We start from the raw sequence: 19,210 nt of genomic DNA on the forward strand, positions 1-19,210 counted from the left end.
GTACGACCTCCATCGGATTTTTTGCGGTCTGTGTGCGGCGGTATGCGCATGTGACCGATGAACGCAGTCTAGGCTTCGGGAAGTTCAGGGTTAACCCCTAATGATCTAAAGGATTGTTCCAGCGTGTCGCAGAATCGCCGCAAGCCTTGGCGCACGGGCGTGCGCGGGCGTCGGCGAGGGCATGGGCCTGCTCGCCGGTGGGCAAATGATCCGGAGCGAAATAGATCGGGAGGAGATGGCGCCCCGCCGCCGAGCGACGCACGGTGCGCACGGTGCGCACGGTGCGCGCGGGGCTGAAGCGGTCAGCGCGCGGCCGGAACCTTGGACGCGGCGGCGCCTGCCGCGGGCAACACGGTGGAGATCGCCTCGCAAACCTCGGCGATTTCGGCGGGCCGGCCGGCGTCGCCGAGCGAGATCGAGCGGCCCGGCACGCCAATGCCGAAGTGACGCACCGAAGTCGCCGTGAAGATCATCACCGTCGGGCGCCCCACGGCGCTCGCGAGGTGCACGAAGCCCGTGTCGGTGCCGACCACGAGCGCGGCGGCGTCGATGTATTGCGCCACCTCGGTCACGCTGAGCTTCGGCAGCACGACTGCGCCCGGAATGCCCGCCGCGATCGCCTCGCCTTCACGGCGCTCGGCCTCGGAGCCCCACGGCAGCAGCGCGGTCAGGCCCCGTTCGCGCAGGTGCGCGCCAACGCGATGCCAGTGCGTGACAGGCCACTTCTTCTCGTCGCTGGAGGTCGCGTGAAACAGCATCGCATAGGGTGCATGCGCGGCGCCGGCCAGCGGCGTGGCGGGCTTGGGCACCACGAGGCCGAAGTCGGGCGCGCTGTCGATCGAGTAGCCGAAGGTGTCGCCCACCGTCTTGCGAAGGCCCTCCCAGGCGAGCAGATCCTCGCGCGGGGGATAACGCCGGTTGTAGGCGAACGCCGCACCGGTCTCGCCGAGACTTTCGCGACGGTAGCCGTAGCGCAGGCGGCCGCGAGCGAGGAACGCGATGATCGCGCTCTTGTACACACCATGCAGGTCGAGAATCGCGTCGTACTTCACGGCGCGCAGCTCGCCGATCGAAGCGGCGATGGCCTTCAGGTCGGCCAGGCTGCGCGCGCGCTTGAAGCGACGCAGCGGCGCGCAGAGCACGCGGTCGATACCGGGATTCCAGCTGAGGATATCGGCAAACGCGCCGTCGGCCGCCCAGTCCACCTTCACGCCCGGAAAGGCTCGGTGCAGGTCCGCGACGACAGGTTGACCATGGACGATGTCGCCCATCGAGGTGACTTTGACTATGAGAATGCGGTCCATGACACGGAAGACTGACGGGGCCACGCGCAACTGGAGGCAGCCTGCGCATGGCCGGGAGCGAGCAACGGGCTCGCCGGACCCGCGATTATACGTCAGCGCCCCGCGCGCAAGAGCGATTGGCGGGGCCAGGCGGCCTTCTCGCGCGCGCCCTCGCCAATCGGCTTGCGCGAGGGCCCATGCGTTAAAATCAGTGGCCGTAGATCGCCCGGATCGACATCGCGCCAATCTGGCCCCACTATAGCCTTCCAAGGCAAAATTCCGGGCAGGAGCCCCCTGTTTGAAAATCCTGCTGACCAATTTTCACTACGGCCGCGGCGGCGGCCATGACACCTATATCGGCGTCATTGCGCGGGGCCTCGCGAGCCGCCATCAGGTTTTCGTCGCCGCGCCCGCGACGAGTCGCCTTTACGCCCACGCGATGGCGATCCCGAACGTGAGCGCCCTCGCGCTCGAATTTCCCGCCAAGCTCAAGGACGTGCGCCGCATGGTGCCGGCCTGGCGGGCGCTGCGCGATCTGCTCGAGCGCGAGCGCTTCGACATCGTGCACGTGAACGGCTCGCCCGATCACCGGCTCCTGATGTTCAGCATGATGGGGATGAAGGGTCCGCGTCCGCGCGTGGTGTGGACCAAGCACAATTCGATCGCGATCAAGCACGACTTCCTCACGCGGGTGCGGGCCACGCGCGCGACCGACGTCGTCATCGCCGTGTCGGATTCGACGGCGGATTTCGTCAATGACTCCGTCTACGGGGCCAAACCCGTCGCCGTGGTCAAGAACGGCGTGGACATCGACGCCTTCCAGCCCGCCAGCGCCGCCGACGTCGCCCAGGCGCGCGCCGCGCTGCTCGGCGAGTCGCAGGCCGGCAAGCTGGTGGTCGGCACGGTCACGGGCTTCGACTGGTACAAGGGCACCATGGACATGGTCGCCGCCGTCGCCGCCCTGCCCGCCGCCCAGCGCGAGCAGTTCGTGGTCCTCGTGGTCGGCGTCGAGCCGAACGAGGACCAGTGGCGCGAGATCGACGCGCTCGGCATGCGCGAGCAGGTGCGCGTGGCGGGCTTCGTCGAGGACGTGAAGTCGTATATCCGGGCCTTCGATATCGGCTTCGTGGTGTCGTACGCGATCGAGACGGTCTCGTTCGCCTGCCGCGAGATGATGGCCATGGGCAAGCCCGTGATCGTCACGCGCTACGCGGGCCTGCCCGAGAACATCGACGAGGGCACGGACGGCTGGATCGTGCCGCCGCACGATCCGTCCGCGCTCGCAACAGCGCTCGCGCAGATCCTCGCTCAGCGCGACGCGCTCGGCGCGATGGGCCGGCGCGCCCGCGCGAAGGCCGAACGCGAATTCTCGCTGAGGGACTTCATCGATCAGACGGAACAGGTGTATCTGCAACAACTGCCGAAGTCGCCACCCGCGGCGTCATAAACGCACGCACCCGGCCCCGCGCGCGCTGCGTTTCGAGGGCCCAACTACTATTATTTTGAACATGGCGAATCGGGTCATTCTTCTTCTCAACGGTTTTCCGAAGCCGCATGGCGGCCACGCGCCGTTCCACCCTGGCCACGAGTTGGCGCTAGCGACGGCATAAAGGAACCGACACCCATGCAATCGACGCTCTCCGGACAAAGCAGCCAGCCCATGCGGGCGCAATCCTGGCCCCTGCTGCTTGCACGGTTTTCGGCGGTGCTCGCGCTCGCGGCCGTGCCTCTTTCCACCGCGGGCGTGAATCTCGCGAGCGGGCTCGTGCTGCTCTTCGCCGCCTGCTCGCCCGAAGCCTGGCGCGGCCTGCGCAAGATCCGCGCGACGCCCACGAGCGTGGCCGCCATCGTGCTCTTCGTCGCGCTCTCGCTGAGCCTGCTCTATACGACCGCGACGATGAACGAAGCGGTCAACTTCCTGCTCAAGTACCGCAAGCTGCTGCTGCTCCCGGTTCTGTTCGTCGTGCTGCGCGGCGAAGGCGGCGCGAAGTGGGGAGGCGCCGCGATCTGGGCGCTGTTCGCCGCGCTCACGTTCGCCATGGTCCTCACCTACACCAACGCGTTCGGCTGGACCGCCGTGGGCCCGATGCACGGCACGCAAGGGCCGGTGAGCAAGCCGTGGGTGTTCAAGGATCACATTTCCGGCGGCCTGATGATGGCGTTCCTCGTCTGGCTCTCCATGGCGCTCGCCAAGCCCGTGACGAAGCCCGTGTGGCGCTGGCTGCTCCACCTCAACGCGCTCCTCGCGCTCGTGAACGTGCTGTTCGTGCTGCAAGGCCGCACAGGCCAGGTCGTCGCGCTGATCTATATCGCCGTGTTCGTCGTGTGGCAGCTCGTGCACCTGCGTTCCGCGCGCGCCGGGCGCATTCGTCTCGTTGCGACGCTTGCCTGCATCGTCGCGTGCATGGGGCTCGTGTATTACGCGTTCACGGCCAAGGACTCGCGTCTTGCCGACACGGGCCAGGAAATCACGAGCTACGAGAACAAGAACCAGGTCACCTCGGCGGGCGTGCGCCTCGAGTTCTATCGGCGCAGCGTCGAGCTGTTCGCCCATCGTCCGATTGCGGGCTATGGCGTGGGGAGTGTGCTGCCCGAGTTCGAGCGTCTCGCGAAAAACCAGACCGGCGGGCGCGCCGTGATGATCGGCAACCCGCACAACGAGTTCCTGCTGATGGCCGTGCAGCTCGGCGTGATCGGCATCGCGCTCTTCGTCTGGCTGCTCGTCGCGCTGTACCGCGAATGCCGCCGGGTGGACCCGCTTACGCGCAGCGTGATCTACGGCTACCTGCTCGCCTTCGTGGTCGGCTGCGCCGCGAACTCGCTGCTGCTCAACTTCACCGAAGGCAATCTGTTCATCCTGCTGAGCGGCATCCTGCTGTACAGCCGGCGCGTGGATGACAACCCGCTCGCGCGCTGAAGCGACGGCGCAGCGGACATGAAAAAGGCGGGCACGCGGCCCGCCTTTTTTTACGCCATGCGGCTTCAGCTCACGCTCAAGCCTCGCCTTGCTGATACTGGATGCGATGCAGGTGCGCATAAAGCCCCTGCTGCGCGAGCAGTTCGCGATGGGTGCCGCGCTCGACAATGCGCCCCGCTTCCATCACGAGAATGCGGTCGGCCCGCTCGATGGTCGAGAGCCGGTGCGCGATCACGAGCGTCGTGCGGCCCTTCATCAACGTCTCCAGCGCGGCCTGCACGTGGCGCTCCGACTCGGAGTCGAGCGCGGAAGTGGCTTCGTCGAGAATCAGGATCGGCGCGTCCTTGTAGATCGCGCGCGCGATGGCCAGACGCTGACGCTGGCCGCCCGAGAGCTTCATGCCGTTGTCGCCCACCAGCGTATCCATGCCCTCCGGCAGCGCCGAGATGGTGTCCCACAGGTTCGCCGCGCGCAGCGCGTTCTCCACGCGGGTGTGGTCGGCCGTCTCGCCGTATGCGACGTTGTTCGCGACGGTGTCGTTAAAGAGCACGACGTCCTGGCTCACCATCGCGATCTGGCTGCGCAGCGCGTGAATGCCGTAGTCCGCGAGCGGCACGCCGTCCACCAGCACCTGGCCGTTCGTGGGATCGAAAAAGCGCGGCAACAGGTTCACGAGCGTCGTCTTGCCGCTGCCCGAGGGGCCCGCGAGCGCGACCATCTCGCCCGGCGCCACGCGCAATGTCACGCTGTCCAGAATCTTGCGCGCGCTTTCGCCATAACCGAACGACACGCCACGGAACTCGATCTCGCCGCGCGCGCGCTCCAGCGGCACGCCGCCGCCAGCGGGTTCGGAGGGCTCGTCGATCAGGCCGAAGATCAGCTCTGCCGCCGTCACGCCGCGTTGCAGCGGCTGGTTCACGTCGATCAGATGCTTGAGCGGCGAGATGATGAGCAGCATGGAAGTGACGAAGGCGACGAAGCCGCCCACCGTCGTCTGGTCGTGCGAAGCCTGCACGACGGCGATCGTCACGACAATGGCGAGCGCGATCGACGCGAGAAACTGCGTGAGCGGCTGGGCGAGACCGCCCGAGATCGTCATGCGCATCTGATAGCCGCGCAGACGCTTGCTGAGCGCCGTGAAGCGGTCCATCTCGTACTGCTCGCCGTTGTGCACCTTGACGACCTTGTAGCCGCCCACGGCCTCCTCGACGATGTACGACAGGTCGTTGGTGAGGATCTGGTGCTCGCGGTTCAGGCGCCGCAGCCGCCGGTTGATCTTGCTGACGAGCCAGCCGATGCCCGGCAGCAGCACGGCGACGATCAGCGTGAGGCGCCAGTTCAGGATGAACAGGTAGCCGAGCAGGAAGACCACCGTGAGCGAATCGCGCACGGCGGTGACGAGCACGCCGAGCAGCACGTTCAGGATCTGGTTGACCTCGAACACGATCGCGTTGATGACCGTGCTCGCCGTCTCGCGCTGGAAGAAGCCGACGCTCGCGTGGATCATGCGCTCGAACATCTTGAGACGCAGTTCCAGCAGGATGCGGTTCGACACGTACTGCAACAGGTAGCCGGACGCGTACTGCGCAAGGCCGCGCACGAGCGAGAGGCCGATCACGGCGGCCGGCACGATCCATTTGGCGGACGGACTGCCCTGGGTGCCGAAGCCGTGATCGAGCAGCGGCTTGAGGAGCGCCGGAATGCCGGCCTCGGTCGCGGCCACGAGCGCCAGCGTGAGGATGGCTCCGATCGACACCCCCAGGAGCGGCTTCAGATACGGCCAGAGACGCCGCAGGACCGACGTCGCACTCGACGTCGTCTCGGAGCCGATCGGCTTGCTAAGAGTGGACTGGAGGGGCTTCTCGCTCAAGGCATCCTCTGGAATAACGCGTTGTTGCTGCAACAATCGGGAAATGCGGACTCGATCAGGCGGCGCGCCGCCTGCCGGTGGGGTACCGCATTGTATATGGTCGGCGCCGCCGCTCGCCGGGTTCCGGGGCATGCGGCGCTGTGCGCTGTGTATACTTCTTGCCGGGCGCGGCGCAACGCGCCCCTCTTTCCCTATCAAAGGCGCATGAAAAACACCACGCTCGGCGTCGCCATCATCACGAAAAACGCCGCGTTGCGGCTCGCCCAATGCCTCGACGCCGTGGCCTTCGCCGACGACATCGTCGTGATCGACGGCGGCAGCACGGACGGCACCGCCGACATCGCCCGCGCACACGGCGCGCGCGTCATCGAAGAAACCGCATGGCCCGGCTTCGGGCCGCAGAAGAACCGCGCGCTCGACGCGCTCGCCACCGACTGGGTGCTCTCGATCGACGCCGACGAAGTCGTCTCGCCCGAACTGGCCGCATCGATCCGCGCCGCGATCGCCGCGCCGCAAGCCGACGTCTACGCCGTGGACCGTCTGTCGAGCTTCTGCGGCACATGGATTCGTCACAGCGGCTGGTACCCCGACTGGATTCCGCGTCTCTTCAAGCGCGGCCGCGCGCGCTTTTCCGACGACCTCGTCCACGAGCGCCTCGTGTTCGACGCCAGCGCGCAGCGCCTCACCGGCAAGCTGCTGCACTACTCCTATGAGGACTTCGACGCGGTGCTGCGCAAGCTCGATGCCTATTCGGGCGCGGGCGCCCGGCAACGCGCGGCAAACGGCAAGAGCGGCAGCTTCGGCAAGGCAGTGGTGCGCGGCGCGTGGGCGTTCGTGCGCACCTATGTGCTGCGCGCCGGCTTTCTCGACGGCCGCGCGGGCTTCCAGATTGCGGTGTTCAACGCGGAGACGGTGTACTACCGCTTCCTGAAACTCGCGCTGCTCAACGGAAAAGACGAAGGCAGCGCGAGACGCCCGGTGGGCGATCAGTAGACGATTTCGATCTCGCTGCCGGCGAACTCGCCGCGCAGCGCGGCGAGCAGATCGTCGGTGGGCTTGACGCGCCAGGCGTCGCCCAGACGCACTTCGCCTTCCGCGCGATCGTTGCGATAGGCGATCTGAACCGCGAGACCGTTGGGAATCACGGCTTGCGTGCGCTCGCCACGCTCGCGCCCGAAACCGCCGCGACCGCGCGTTTCCGTGGCCGGTGCCGGCAGCGAGTCGTCGGGCTTCGCGCGGTACGCTTCGAGCACCGTACGCAGCGCGCTCGCGTTGGCGTTGCCGTTCATCTGCACCTTCACGGCCTGCGCGTAGCGGCTGCGCGCACGCTCCAGATCCATCACGGTATCGACGGTAAAGCGGATGCCGCCCGTGAACGCGTCATTGCGCGCCCCGCCCTGCACGACGAGCAGCTCGTCTTCCTTGAAGAGCGCCTTGTGCGCCTCGTACTGCTCGTTGAACACCGTGACTTCGCACTGGCCGGTGCCGTCGTCGAGCAGCGCGATCAGCATCTTGCCGCGCTGGGTCATTTGCGTGCGCAACGAAGCAATCACACCCGCGACCAGCTTGTCGCGCCCTTCCTTCAGCTCGCCGATCTTCTGGCGCACGAAGCGGCGCACTTCGTCCTTGTACGCGTCGAACAGATGGCCCGAGAGATAGAAGCCGAGCGCGCCTTTCTCCTCCTGGAGCTTGCGCTTCTCGCCCCACGCGGGTTCGTCCACCATTTCGTGCGCGGCGAGCGGTGCGTCGCCCATGTCGAAGAGACCGGCTTGCATGGCGTTGGCGCTCGCCTGGTCGGCGGCTTCCATCGCCATGGGCACCGAAGCGAGCAACTGCGCGCGGTTCGCGTGAATCGTGTCGAACGCACCGGCGCGGATCATCGCTTCGATCGTGCGGCGGTTCACGAGACGACGATCGATGCGCTCGCAGAAGTCGAACAGGTCCTTGAACAGGCCGCCCTCTTCACGCGCGCGCAAGATTTCTTCGATGGCGTTCTGGCCGCTGCCCTTGATCGCGCCCAGACCATAACGGATCGTGCGCGAGCGCTTGCCTTCGGCCACATGGGCGTCGGCGACCGGCTCGAAGCGGTACGCCGAAGCGTTCACGTCCGGCGGCAGCACGACCATCTTGTTGGTCAGGCAGTCCTCGAAGAGGATCTTCACCTTGTCGGTGTCGTCCATGGCGAGCGACATATTCGCCGCCATGAATTCGGCCGGATGGTGCGCCTTGAGCCACGCCGTGTGATACGCGAGCAAGGCATACGCGGCCGCGTGCGACTTGTTGAAGCCGTAGCCCGCGAACTTTTCCATCAAGTCGAAGGTTTCGTCGGCCTTCTCGCGCGTGAGGCCGTTCTTCGCCGCACCTTCCGCGAAAATCTCGCGGTGCTTGGCCATTTCCTCGGGCTTCTTCTTGCCCATCGCGCGGCGCAGCAAGTCGGCGCCGCCGAGCGAATAGCCGCCGATGATCTGCGCCATCTGCATCACCTGCTCCTGATAGACCATGATGCCGTAGGTCTCTTTCAGAACAGGTTCGACGCGCGGATCGGGGTACTCCACCACTTCGCGGCCGTGCTTACGCGCGCAGAAGCTCGGAATCAGGTCCATCGGGCCCGGACGATACAACGCCACGAGCGCGATGATGTCCTCGAAGCGGTCGGGCTGCGCGTCCTTGAGCATGCCTTGCATGCCGCGGCTTTCCAGCTGGAACACGGCGACCGTATTCGCTTTCTTGAGGATCTGGAACGACGGCGCGTCGTCGAGCGGCACCTCGGCAAGCGACCAGTCCTTCTTCGACGGATCGAGCATGCGGATATAGCGCTCGGCCCAGTCGAGAATCGTGAGCGTGGTCAGGCCCAGAAAGTCGAACTTAACGAGGCCGACGGCTTCCACGTCGTCCTTGTCGTACTGGCTCACGACGCCGCTTTCGTCGCCCTGCGTGTAGAGAGGACAGAAGTCGGTGAGCTTGCCCGGCGCGATCAGCACCCCGCCCGCGTGCATGCCCACGTTTCGCGTGAGACCTTCCACGAGCTGCGCGAGGTCGAGCAACTGGTGCACTTCGTCTTCGTTGTCGTAACGCTCTTGCAGGAGCGGCTCTTCCTTCATCGCGTCGGCGATGGTGACGTGCTTGCCCGGCTTGAACGGAATGAGCTTCGCCACGCCGTCGGTAAAGTTGTAGCCGAGATCGAGCACGCGGCCGATGTCGCGCACGGCCGCCTTCGCGGCCATCGTGCCGAAGGTGGCGATCTGCGAAACCGCGTCGGCGCCGTACTTCTCCTTCACGTACTGAATGACGCGGTCGCGCCCGTGCTGGCAGAAGTCGATGTCGAAGTCGGGCATCGAGACGCGTTCCGGATTCAGGAAGCGCTCGAACAGCAGGTTGTAGCGCAGCGGATCGAGGTCGGTAATGCCGAGCGCGTACGCGACCAGCGACCCCGCGCCCGAACCCCGGCCCGGTCCCACCGGCACACCATTGTTTTTCGCCCAGTTGATGAAGTCCGCAACGATCAGGAAGTAGCCGGGGAAGCCCATCTTGATGATGGTCCCGCACTCGAAATCCAGACGCTCGTTGTAGCGCGCGCGCTCCTGCTCGCGTTCGGCTTCTTCCGGATACAACTGCACGAGGCGCTTTTCGAGGCCTTCCTTCGAAAGCTGCACGAGGTAGTCGTCGAGCGACATGCCGTCGGGCGTCGGAAAGAGCGGCAGCTTGGGCTTGCCGAGTTCGAGCGTGAGGTTGCAACGCTTGGCGATTTCGATGGTGTTCGTGATCGCCGAGGGAATGTCCGCGAAAAGCGCGGCCATTTCCGCCTGGGTGCGAAAACGCTGATCGGTCGTGAAGCGCTTCTGGCGACGCGGATTCGCGAGGATATCGCCCTCCGAGATACACACGCGCGCTTCGTGCGCGGTGTATTCCTCGTCGGTCATGAACTGCATGGGGTGCGTGGCGACCACGGGCAGCTTCAGCTCCGACGCGAGCGCCACCGCCTGCTCGACATACGGTTCGCCGCCGGGCTGGCCGCAGCGTTGCAGCTCGATGTAGTAAGCGTTCGGGAATAGCTTCGTCCAGCGCTGCGCATGACGCTTCGCGCTTTCGGCATTGCCCGCCGCGAGCGCGAGGCCCACGTCGCCTTGCTGCGCGCCCGAGATCGCGAGCAGGCCCTCGGCGAGCCCGGCTTCGAGCCATGCGACGTCCACTTCCGCGCGACCGCGATACTGGTTCGTGAGCCACGCCTTGGACAGCAGCTCGCACAGATTCAGGTAGCCACGCTTGTCTTTCACGAGCAGCAAAAGACGCGAAGGCTTGTCGCGGTCGTCGGGATTCATGATCCAGACGTCGCAACCGGCAATGGGTTTGACCCCTTTGCCACGGGCTTCCGTGTAGAAACGAACGAGGCCGAACGCGTTGCCGAGGTCGGTGAGTGCGAGCGCGCCCTGGCCGTCTTTGGCGGCCGCCTTGACGAGGTCGTCGAGGCGCACGATGCCGTCGGCAATCGAGAATTCGGAGTGGACGCGGAGATGGACGAAGCGGGGATCTGACATGGGCGTCATTGTACCTCCAGGACCACGCGATTTTCGGCGCACGCCGGCAGCGAGGCGCGACGTTGGCCGGGGCGGCCTGACCGATCTGGGCAACGATTGTGCACGCGCAGGGGCGCCACGAGGTGCGGCAACTTCGCCGCAGGGGGCGCTGGCGCGATTGAGGGATAATAGCGGATTGCGCCCGTCGCGCGCCCTGCCCCCATTCCCGCTTTCGGGGAACCGGCAGCCGGCACGCCCGGCTCCGGTTTTCACGCGCGTTCAGCGCGTTTTATCAGTTGCACCATGCGTATCCTCAATCTCTCCACCTACCAGTTCGCCACGCTCGACAAGACCGCCGAGTGGCGCCCGCACGTGCTCGAGCGCTGCCAGGCGCTCGACTTGCGGGGCACGATCCTGCTCGCGCCGGAAGGCATCAATCTGTTCGTCGCCGGCGACGAACCGAACGTGCGCGAGTTCATGGAATACATGCGCACCGATCCGCTCTTCGAGGGCAAGTTCGCGACGCTGCCGTTCAAGGAAAGCTTTTCCGAAACGCGGCCCTTCAACCGTATGCTCGTGCGCCTGAAGCGCGAGATCATCACGATGAAGAAGCCCGCGATCCGCCCCGAGGAAGGCCGCGCGCCGTCGGTCGCGCCGGTCGTGCTCAAGGAATGGCTCGACCGCGGCTTCGACGACGCGGGCCGCCCCGTTGTGATGCTCGACACGCGCAACACGTTCGAAGTGGACGTCGGCACGTTCGACAAGGCGCTCGATTACCGCATCACCAAGTTCAGCGAATTCCCCGGCGTGATCGAAGCGAACCGCGCCGATCTCGAAGGCAAGACGGTCGTGTCGTTCTGCACGGGCGGCATTCGCTGCGAAAAGGCCGCGATCCACATGAAGGAAGTGGGCATCGAGCACGTCTACCAGCTCGAAGGCGGCATTCTCAAGTATTTCGAGGAAGTGGGCGGCGCGCACTACAACGGCGACTGCTTCGTGTTCGACCAGCGCACCGCGTTGAACCCGCAACTCGAACCGACCGACACCGTGCAGTGCTTCGCATGCCGCGCCGTGGTCACGCCCGCCGAGCAGGCTTCGCCGCTCTACGTCGTGGGCAAGAGCTGCCCGGCGTGTCATCCCGAGCGCGCGGGCACGACGGCGGCTGCCGCTCCGGCGCAGGCGGCGTAAAGCACGCGTGAGGCACGCTTGAGCGCAACGTCTGCCGCGTATCGCGGGCGCTTTGCGCCCTCGCCTACCGGACCGCTGCATTTCGGCTCGCTCGTCTCGGCGCTCGCGAGCTGGCTCGACGCGCGCGCGCACGACGGCGCGTGGCTCGTACGTATGGAAGACATCGACGGGCCGCGCACCGTGCCGGGCGCAGCCGAGGATATTTTCGCGACGCTTGCGGCCTTCGGCTTTCACGCCGACGAGCCGCCCGCATGGCAGAGCCGTCGCATCGACGTGTATCGTGCGGCGCTCGACCGCCTGATCGCCTCGGGCCACGTCTACCCTTGCGGCTGCACGCGCAAGGAAATTGCCGACTCGCAACTCCATGCGCACCGGCGCAACACCACGCTGATCTATCCGGGCACCTGCCGCGACGGTTTGCACGGCAAGCCCGCGCGCGCCTGGCGCCTGCGCGTGCCCGACGATGCTCCCGCGAGCGCGGAAAATCCCGCGCTGATCCGCTTCAACGACCGCTGGCAAGGCCCGCAGCAACAAGACCTCGCGACCGATGTCGGCGACTTCGTGCTGCTGCGCGCGGACGGCCAGTGGGCATACCAGCTCGCGGTGGTCGTGGACGACGCCGCGCAAGGCATCACGCACGTGGTGCGCGGTGCGGACCTGCTCGATTCGACGGCGCGACAGATCTGGCTCCAGCAGTGCCTCGGCGCGCCGACGCCTGCGTACATGCACGTGCCGGTCGTGACCAACGAGGACGGGGAAAAGCTGTCGAAGCAGACGGGCGCGCAGGCGCTCGATGCCTCACGCCCGCTCGAAGCGCTGACGGCCGGCGCGCGCCATCTGGGCCTCGACCTGCACGATCCGGCGCCCGCGACGCTCGCAGCATTCCAGGCCGACGCGATCGATGCGTGGAAGCGGCGGCTCGCGCAGTTGCACGCACCGGCTTGAGCGCAACGCCTGTCTGACGCGGACGTTGCGCAGGGTACGAAATCCGGGAATAACGGCGAGAAGTCGCCGCAGAAATGACAAAGGGCGCCGAAGCGCCCATTGTCATTTCGCAGCGCGGCTGGCTTGTCATCGCCGTGTTGCCGCACTGGCTTCTTCGACGCCGCAGCGGAAGAAGTCTCGGAGGTACCTCTTGCGAGGCACGAGCCAGCTATATCAAGACTTCTAATGCCTCACGTTTGCGCCAGGCCAGCAATTCCTCTCTCTGAGGGACGGGCAAGTCTTCAAGGCCCAGCGCGTATCTCACTCCTCGTCGAATCGCGAGGGATTGAACATCTCGGCGTTGGCTCAACGCCATGCCGTGTCGCGCCGAAAAGCGCAGCATCACGCTGCGCTTTGGCCTAACCTCAATTCGACGAAGACGAAGTCGGCTTGTTGCGCCACCCCGCCCCGAGACCGCCCAGCAACGCGGCGAGCGGCTGCTTCGACTGCTGCTTTTGAGGCGCGGCCGGCGCGGGCTTGTCTTCGGCCTTGCTGCGCGCGGCCGGCGAAGGCTCGTAGGGCTTCAGGAAGAAATCGTCGACGGGCTGCGCGCGATGATGATGCGCGCGCTCGAACGACGGCGCACGGCGGTGTGCGCCGCGCTCGCTGCGGCCGTCACGTCCCTCGCGGCTTTCGCGGCTTTCGTAGCCGTCACGCTCGCGGCGGCGGCCGCCGCCCTCGTGATGCGCCACCGGCACGTCGACCACGAGGCGCTCCACCGTCAGGGGACGCTTGATCAGCTTCTCGATATCGGCGAGCTGCTTCTTCTCGTTGGGGCTGCACAGCGACAGCGCGTCGCCCGAAGCGCCCGCGCGGCCCGTGCGGCCGATGCGGTGCACGTAGTCTTCGGCGTTGAACGGCAGGTCGAAGTTGATGACGGCAGGCAGTTCGGCGATGTCGAGGCCGCGCGCGGCCACGTCGGTGGCCACCAGCGCTTCGATTTCGCCGCGCTTGAAGGCGTCGAGCGCTTGCATGCGCTCGCTTTGCGTGCGGTCGCCATGGATCGCGGCCGCCACGATGCCCTGCTTCTCGATCTGGCGCGCCAGGCGGCTCGCGCCGATCTTGCTGTTGCAGAACACGATCACCTGCTTCAGGCCCCGGTCGCGGATCAGTTGCACGACCGCACCGGTCTTGTCGCCCTCGGCGACTTCGTACACCACCTGGGTGACGTTGGTGGCCGTGGAGTTGCTGCGCGCGACCTCGATGGTCTGCGGCGTGCGCAGATAGGTCGCGGCAAGCTTCTTGATTTCGCCCGAGAACGTGGCCGAGAACAGCAGCGTCTGACGCTCCTTCGGCAGCAGGTTCAGGATGCGTTGCAGGTCGGGCAGGAAGCCCATGTCGAGCATGCGGTCGGCTTCGTCGAGCACGAGCATCTGCACCTGACCGAGGTTCGCATTCTTCTGCTGAACGTGGTCGAGCAGGCGGCCCGGCGTCGCGATCAGGATTTCCACGCCGCGGCGCAGCTCGTCCGACTGCGGATTCATGTCCACGCCGCCGAACACCACCGCGCTGCGCAGCGGCGTGTGCACCGCGTAGGAGCGCACGTTGTTGGCGACCTGGTCGGCCAACTCGCGCGTGGGCGTGAGGATCAGCGCGCGCACCGGATGGCGCGCGGGCGACGCGCTCGTGTTCGCCATCGGCAACAGGCGCTGGAGGATCGGCAGCGAAAAGCTCGCCGTCTTGCCGGTGCCGGTCTGCGCCGCGCCCATCACGTCGCGGCCCGTGAGCACGACGGGGATCGCCTCCGCCTGGATCGGCGTGGGCGTCGTGTAGCCCTGGTCCTGGATGGCCCGGAGAATTTCGGGTGCAAGGCCAAACTGGTCGAAGGTCGCAGTGCTGGGCTTGACGGCTGTGTCGGACATGGTGTCTTCGCTATAAAGGCGCTTTTCGCGCAAGGCGCGGGAGCGCCTCAAATGTTCACTGCAAGTCGATGCAGGGTTACTGCCGGACAATGCCCGGGCATGCCGCGCATTGCACATCGATGCCGGGCCGCGCCACGCATGGGGCGCTGCACCCCGCGGCGACGGGCGAAACGCTCGCTCGCGCGGGCCGCCCGCCATGCGCCTGGCCCGAGGAGACGGTCTGCCGGTGACGGGGCGCTGGCTCCATTGCCGCGCACGCTCGGGCTCAACCCGGCCAGTCTCGCTCGATCCCGGATGGTTCCGGCGGGCCCGCTGGCCCGTTGGTCAAAATGGCTCGATCGGCCTCGCGCCGGCGGATCACGCCAGCGGCTGCCGAAGTTTCACCCGCCGCTCACGGCAAACACACTAACGCCGGGCAAACGCGAAGCAAACACAAGCAGGCACAATCGGCTGAAAGGCCGGTATTGTAGCACCTTGGCATAAATCCCTATGGCAGCGGGTCATGCGTTCTGCAACACGGCGCACGGAGGATTCCCGCGCGCCGCGCCGGGCGATAGCACCCTTTTTTCAGCCACGCCGCTCACCACGTCTCGCGCATCACCATCAGGCGCAGTTCGGTCATGTCCTCGAGCGCGTAGCGCACGCCCTCGCGCCCGAGTCCCGAATCCTTCACGCCGCCATACGGCATGTTATCCACGCGAAATGACGGAATATCGTTGATCACCACGCCGCCCACGTCGAGCCCGTCCCAGGCGCGGTGCGCATTGGCGAGCGAATCCGTGAACACGCCCGCCTGCAAGCCGAAGTCGCTGTCGTTGACGATTTCCAGCGCCTGGCCGAAGTCGTCGAAACGCTCCAGGATCGCCACCGGTCCGAACGCCTCCTTGCGGTAGAGGTCGGTGTCGCGGCCCACGTTTTCGAGCAGCGTCGCTTCGAACATCGCGCCGTCCACCTTGCCGCCCGCGATGATCTTCGCGCCCGCCAGCACCGCGCTCTCCATCCAGCCCGCCAGGCGCTTCGACTCGGATCCGGAGATCATCGGCCCGACAAAGGTTGTCTCGTCCTTCGGGTCGCCCATCTTCAGCGTCTTGACCTTGGCGATGAGCTTCTCGCGCAGCGTGTCGTAGAGCGACGCGTGCACCAGTATGCGCTGCACGCCGATACAGCTCTGCCCCGACTGGTAATACGCGCCAAACGCGAGCCGGTCCACGACGTAATCGAGCTTGCCGCCCTGGTCGCCGTCCACCACGGCCGCCGCGTTGCCGCCCAGCTCCAGCACCACTTTCTTCTTGCCCGCCTTCTTCTTGAGGTCCCAGCCCACCGCGGGCGAGCCCGTGAACGAGAGCAGCTTGAAGCGCTCGTCGGTGGTGAAGAGATCGGCGCCGTCGCGGTGCGCGGGCAGGATCGAGAACGCGCCCTTGGGCAAGTCGGTTTCCGCCAGCACCTCGCCGATGATGAGCGCGCCCACCGGCGTGCGGCTCGCGGGCTTGAGCACGAACGGCACGCCCGCCGCCAGCGCCGGCGCGACCTTGTGCGCGGCCAGGTTGAGCGGGAAATTGAACGGCGAAATGAACGAGCACGGCCCGATCGGCACGCGCTTCACATAGCCGTGATAGCCCTTCGCGCGCGCCGAAATTTCCAGATTCACGATATCGCCGTTGATCCGCACGCTTTCTTCGGCGGCCACGCGGAACGTATCGATCAGGCGCGTGACCTCGCCGCGCGAATCGTTGATCGGCTTGCCCGCTTCGATGCACAGCGCCATCGCTAGTTCGTCGAAGCGCTCGCGAAAGCGCGCGACACAATGGTCGATCACGGCCTGGCGCTTGAACGGCGGGAATGCACGCATGGCGGGCATGGCGGCTTCCGCGGCGGCGATAGCCTGATCGATCGCTTTCGCATCGGCAAGCGCGACGCGCGTGGCGACTTCGCCGCTGTATTTATCGGTGACTTCGAGGTCGGTGTTGGCGGCGACGGCCTCATTGGCCAAGTAGTACGGATAAGTCGGTTTGAGCATGACGGGTTCTCCGTGGGTGCGGCATCAAAGCTGCGCGCTCAGGCGCTTGATCTCGCGATTGAGCACGCGCTCGTTGTCCGAGTAGTCGATAGGCACGTCGATCAGATGCACGCCCGGCTGCGCGAAGCACTGCTCGATGAGCGGCTTGAGTTCGTCCGCCGCGCCCACGCGATGTCCATGCGCGCCGTAGCTCTGCGCATAATCGACGAAATCGGGGTTTTGCAGCGTCATGCCGTAGTCGGGGAAATTCATGTTCTCCTGCTTCCAGCGGATCATGCCGAACGCGTCGTCGCGCAAGAGCAGCACGACGAGATCGAGCTTCAGGCGCACGGCCGTCTCGATCTCCTGCGAATTCATCATGAAGCCGCCGTCGCCGCATACGGCCACGACCTGGCGCTCCGGATGCACGATCTTCGTGGCGATGGCCGAGGGCAGCCCCGCGCCCATCGAGGCGAGCGCGTTGTCGAGCAGGATCGAATTGGGCTCGCGGGCGCGGTAGTAGCGCGCGAACCAGATCTTGTACATGCCGTTGTCGAGGCAGAGCATGCCGTCCTCGGGCATGGCGGCGTACACGTCGTGCACGAGCCGCACCGGGTACATCGGAAAGCGCGCGTCGTGCTGGCCTTTGGCGAGATGCGCCTCGAAATGGCGCTTGATCTCCTCGAAGCGCGCGAAGTCCCACACGTGCTCGCGCGACTTGAGACTCTGCTTGAGTTGCCACACGGCGTTGGCGATATCGCCCACCACCTCGATCTGCGGGAAATACACCGGGTCGACTTCCGCGCCGAGAAAATTCACGTGGATGACGGTCTTTTCCTCGGCGCTGCGCATGAAGAAAGGCGGCTTTTCGATCACGTCGTGGCCGACGTTGATGATGCAGTCGGCGTGCTCGATCGCGCGGTGCACGAAGTCGCCGTCCGAAAGCGTGGCGTTGCCGAGCCACAGCGGGTGCGATTCGTCGATCACGCCCTTGCCCATCTGCGTGGTGAAGAACGGGATGCCGGTTTCGTCGACGAACTCGCGCAGCACGTTGCGCGTGGTCTTGCGATTGCCCCCCGCGCCGATCATGAGCAGCGGATGCTTCGCCTTGCAGATCGCAGCGACCGCATGCGCGACCGCCTTTTCCTCGGCCACGGGGCGGCGGCTGAAACTCTTGGGAATAGGCTTGCCGTCGCCCTCTTCGTCGGCCACGTCCTCGGGCAGTTCGAGATGCACGGCGCCTGGGCGCTCCTGCTCGGCCTGGCGAAACGCCTCGCGCACGAGCGCCGGAATATTGCCGATGGAGACGATCTGGCGCGCGTACTTGGTGAGCGGCTCCATCATGCGCACCACGTCGACAATCTGGAAGTGGCCCTGCTTGCTCGACTTGATGGGCTTCTGGCCCGTGACCATCAGCATGGGCATGCCGCCCAGCTGCGCGTAGGCGGCGGCGGTCACAAAATTGGTGGCGCCTGGGCCGAGCGTGGAAAGGCACACGCCGGTGCGCCCCGTCAGCCGTCCGTAAGTGGCGGCCATGAAGCCCGCGGCCTGCTCGTGGCGCGTGACGATCAGACGAATCTTCGAGCGACGCAGCGATTCGAGCAGATCGAGGTTCTCTTCCCCGGGAATACCGAACACATACTCGACGCCTTCGGCTTCGAGCGCCTTCACGAACAGATCCGATGCTTTCATCGACCACCTCGTTGGCATGAGCGTGACCAGCGGCGCGGGCGGCAGCCGGCCTTCGCGTAGGCCGACAGGTTACTCCCGCAAGGCGGATTGCGTCGGGAAGCGGGCGCGGCGCGTCAGCGCATGATCGTCGCGCAGCCGGAAAGCACCGGCTTCGGGCTTTCGCCGGACATGGTGTCGTAGAGGTCGGCGCCCGGTCCCTTGGTCCACCACGTGTAGCGATCGGCGACGTACTTGACGCCTGAGGCAGCGATCACGCCGACGAAAAGGAGCTTGCGGCCCTCAACCGGCACGAGTGCGAAGCTCTGGCCGTTGGCCGCATTGAGATAGGTGACCTTGAAGGTCTTGCCGCTCGCGCAGGTGTAGCCGAACGTGTGACGCGCCTGCACCTGGATGTCACGCACTTCCAGGCCGCCGGTGCCGGCCGCGCTCGCAGGAAGCGCGACGGCAAGGCCGCATGTGAGCGCGAGCGCGGCACAGGCGCGCAGTGCGCCGGTTGAGAACCGCCCGCCGGTTGAACCAAGCTCGTCAGCACCGCTTCGACCATCGATCATCTACGTCCTCCGTGAGTTGCCAGGGCACCGCTTGCCGCACTCCACTCGCGCGCAACGCTCAGGGATCGATGGCGGCCGCGCAGGCGTCGGTGGGCGTGGCGGCCGCATGGCCGACCAGCGGCACGATCTTGAGCCCCGCCGACACCACGCGGCACGGCGCGGCCGCAAGCCCGCAGCCCCCGAGCCCCGACACGCCCAACACCCCCAATACGACAGTGACCGAACGCACCCGTTGCAACACTTTCAGCTTTTTCATTCCCATCTTTTCACTGTTGGCTGACACGATAACCCGGGACGCGCGACGGCGCCCTCATACACGTCTTACCCGGCCGGCTTGGCCCCCGCCGCTCTCT

Annotated in this window: 13 protein-coding genes; 5 read left to right on the plus strand and 8 right to left on the minus strand. The window is 66.1% G+C overall.

Features of this window, described 5'->3' with window-relative positions; genetic code table 11:
* Positions 1 to 302: 302 nt before the first annotated feature.
* Entirely contained in the window at positions 303 to 1,304 is a 1,002-nt protein-coding gene (gene waaC / locus C7401_RS26070; RefSeq protein WP_112174309.1) for a lipopolysaccharide heptosyltransferase I, read from the minus strand.
* Between the two features lie 277 nt (positions 1,305 to 1,581).
* On the opposite strand from waaC, the gene C7401_RS26075 reads away from it, so the two are divergent.
* Together C7401_RS26075 and C7401_RS26080 are read left to right on the plus strand one after the other, a co-directional pair.
* Positions 1,582 to 2,730, plus strand: coding sequence for a glycosyltransferase family 4 protein (locus C7401_RS26075; RefSeq protein WP_112174310.1), 1,149 nt, complete (start codon positions 1,582 to 1,584; stop codon positions 2,728 to 2,730).
* A gap of 177 nt (positions 2,731 to 2,907) precedes the next feature.
* Positions 2,908 to 4,200, plus strand: a complete 1,293-nt coding sequence (locus tag C7401_RS26080) for an O-antigen ligase family protein (RefSeq protein ID WP_112174311.1) — start codon at positions 2,908 to 2,910, stop codon at positions 4,198 to 4,200.
* 76 nt (positions 4,201 to 4,276) lie between these two features.
* Here the strand turns inward: C7401_RS26080 and msbA are convergent, their stop codons facing one another.
* The gene (gene msbA, locus C7401_RS26085) at positions 4,277 to 6,070 is read right to left on the minus strand and encodes a lipid A export permease/ATP-binding protein MsbA (protein WP_112174312.1); all 1,794 of its coding nucleotides are present in this window, start codon (positions 6,068 to 6,070) and stop codon (positions 4,277 to 4,279) included.
* A gap of 204 nt (positions 6,071 to 6,274) precedes the next feature.
* Here msbA and C7401_RS26090 point away from each other — a divergent pair, with 204 nt between their 5' ends.
* On the plus strand, positions 6,275 to 7,063 hold the full coding sequence (locus tag C7401_RS26090) for a glycosyltransferase family 2 protein (RefSeq protein WP_112174313.1): 789 nt from the start codon (positions 6,275 to 6,277) through the stop codon (positions 7,061 to 7,063).
* On the opposite strand, the gene dnaE is transcribed toward C7401_RS26090, so the two are convergent.
* Positions 7,057 to 10,614, minus strand: a complete 3,558-nt coding sequence (dnaE, locus tag C7401_RS26095) for a DNA polymerase III subunit alpha (RefSeq protein WP_112174314.1) — start codon at positions 10,612 to 10,614, stop codon at positions 7,057 to 7,059. The genes C7401_RS26090 and dnaE overlap by 7 nt on opposite strands.
* A gap of 273 nt (positions 10,615 to 10,887) precedes the next feature.
* On the opposite strand from dnaE, the gene C7401_RS26100 reads away from it, so the two are divergent.
* On the plus strand, positions 10,888 to 11,772 hold the full coding sequence (locus C7401_RS26100; RefSeq protein ID WP_112174315.1) for a sulfurtransferase: 885 nt from the start codon (positions 10,888 to 10,890) through the stop codon (positions 11,770 to 11,772).
* Positions 11,773 to 11,790: 18 nt separating this feature from the next.
* Positions 11,791 to 12,717: a tRNA glutamyl-Q(34) synthetase GluQRS gene (gluQRS, locus tag C7401_RS26105; RefSeq protein ID WP_112174316.1), complete on the plus strand. Its 927-nt coding sequence runs from the start codon at positions 11,791 to 11,793 to the stop codon at positions 12,715 to 12,717.
* 404 nt (positions 12,718 to 13,121) lie between these two features.
* Here the strand turns inward: gluQRS and C7401_RS26110 are convergent, their stop codons facing one another.
* The 5 genes from C7401_RS26110 to C7401_RS26130 all read right to left on the minus strand — a co-directional run bounded on the left by C7401_RS26110 (position 13,122) and on the right by C7401_RS26130 (position 19,113).
* A complete protein-coding gene (locus C7401_RS26110) occupies positions 13,122 to 14,618 on the minus strand; it encodes a DEAD/DEAH box helicase (protein ID WP_112174374.1) in 1,497 nt (498 codons plus the stop codon).
* Positions 14,619 to 15,198: 580 nt separating this feature from the next.
* The gene (locus C7401_RS26115; protein WP_112174317.1) at positions 15,199 to 16,635 is read right to left on the minus strand and encodes an aldehyde dehydrogenase family protein; all 1,437 of its coding nucleotides are present in this window, start codon (positions 16,633 to 16,635) and stop codon (positions 15,199 to 15,201) included.
* A gap of 24 nt (positions 16,636 to 16,659) precedes the next feature.
* Entirely contained in the window at positions 16,660 to 18,306 is a 1,647-nt protein-coding gene (locus C7401_RS26120) for an acetolactate synthase large subunit (RefSeq protein WP_112174318.1), read from the minus strand.
* A 113-nt stretch (positions 18,307 to 18,419) separates the two neighbouring features.
* Positions 18,420 to 18,857 (minus strand): MliC family protein, encoded by a 438-nt coding sequence (locus C7401_RS26125; protein WP_112174319.1) that lies wholly within the window; start codon positions 18,855 to 18,857, stop codon positions 18,420 to 18,422.
* Between the two features lie 58 nt (positions 18,858 to 18,915).
* Positions 18,916 to 19,113, minus strand: a complete 198-nt coding sequence (locus C7401_RS26130) for a DUF6726 family protein (RefSeq protein ID WP_224038491.1) — start codon at positions 19,111 to 19,113, stop codon at positions 18,916 to 18,918.
* Positions 19,114 to 19,210: the final 97 nt, after the last annotated feature.

The organism is Paraburkholderia unamae (assembly GCF_003268775.1).
Classification (GTDB): domain Bacteria; phylum Pseudomonadota; class Gammaproteobacteria; order Burkholderiales; family Burkholderiaceae; genus Paraburkholderia; species Paraburkholderia unamae.

Coding starts and splice junctions, on each gene's coding strand:
- waaC (WP_112174309.1), bottom strand. CDS start 1,304: ATGGACCGCATTCTCATAGTCAAAGTCACCTCGATGGGCGACATCGTC.
- C7401_RS26080 (WP_112174311.1), top strand. CDS start 2,908: ATGCAATCGACGCTCTCCGGACAAAGCAGCCAGCCCATGCGGGCGCAA.
- C7401_RS26090 (WP_112174313.1), top strand. CDS start 6,275: ATGAAAAACACCACGCTCGGCGTCGCCATCATCACGAAAAACGCCGCG.
- dnaE (WP_112174314.1), bottom strand. CDS start 10,614: ATGACGCCCATGTCAGATCCCCGCTTCGTCCATCTCCGCGTCCACTCC.
- C7401_RS26100 (WP_112174315.1), top strand. CDS start 10,888: ATGCGTATCCTCAATCTCTCCACCTACCAGTTCGCCACGCTCGACAAG.
- C7401_RS26110 (WP_112174374.1), bottom strand. CDS start 14,618: ATGTCCGACACAGCCGTCAAGCCCAGCACTGCGACCTTCGACCAGTTT.
- C7401_RS26115 (WP_112174317.1), bottom strand. CDS start 16,635: ATGCTCAAACCGACTTATCCGTACTACTTGGCCAATGAGGCCGTCGCC.
- C7401_RS26120 (WP_112174318.1), bottom strand. CDS start 18,306: ATGAAAGCATCGGATCTGTTCGTGAAGGCGCTCGAAGCCGAAGGCGTC.
- C7401_RS26125 (WP_112174319.1), bottom strand. CDS start 18,857: ATGATCGATGGTCGAAGCGGTGCTGACGAGCTTGGTTCAACCGGCGGG.
- C7401_RS26130 (WP_224038491.1), bottom strand. CDS start 19,113: ATGAAAAAGCTGAAAGTGTTGCAACGGGTGCGTTCGGTCACTGTCGTA.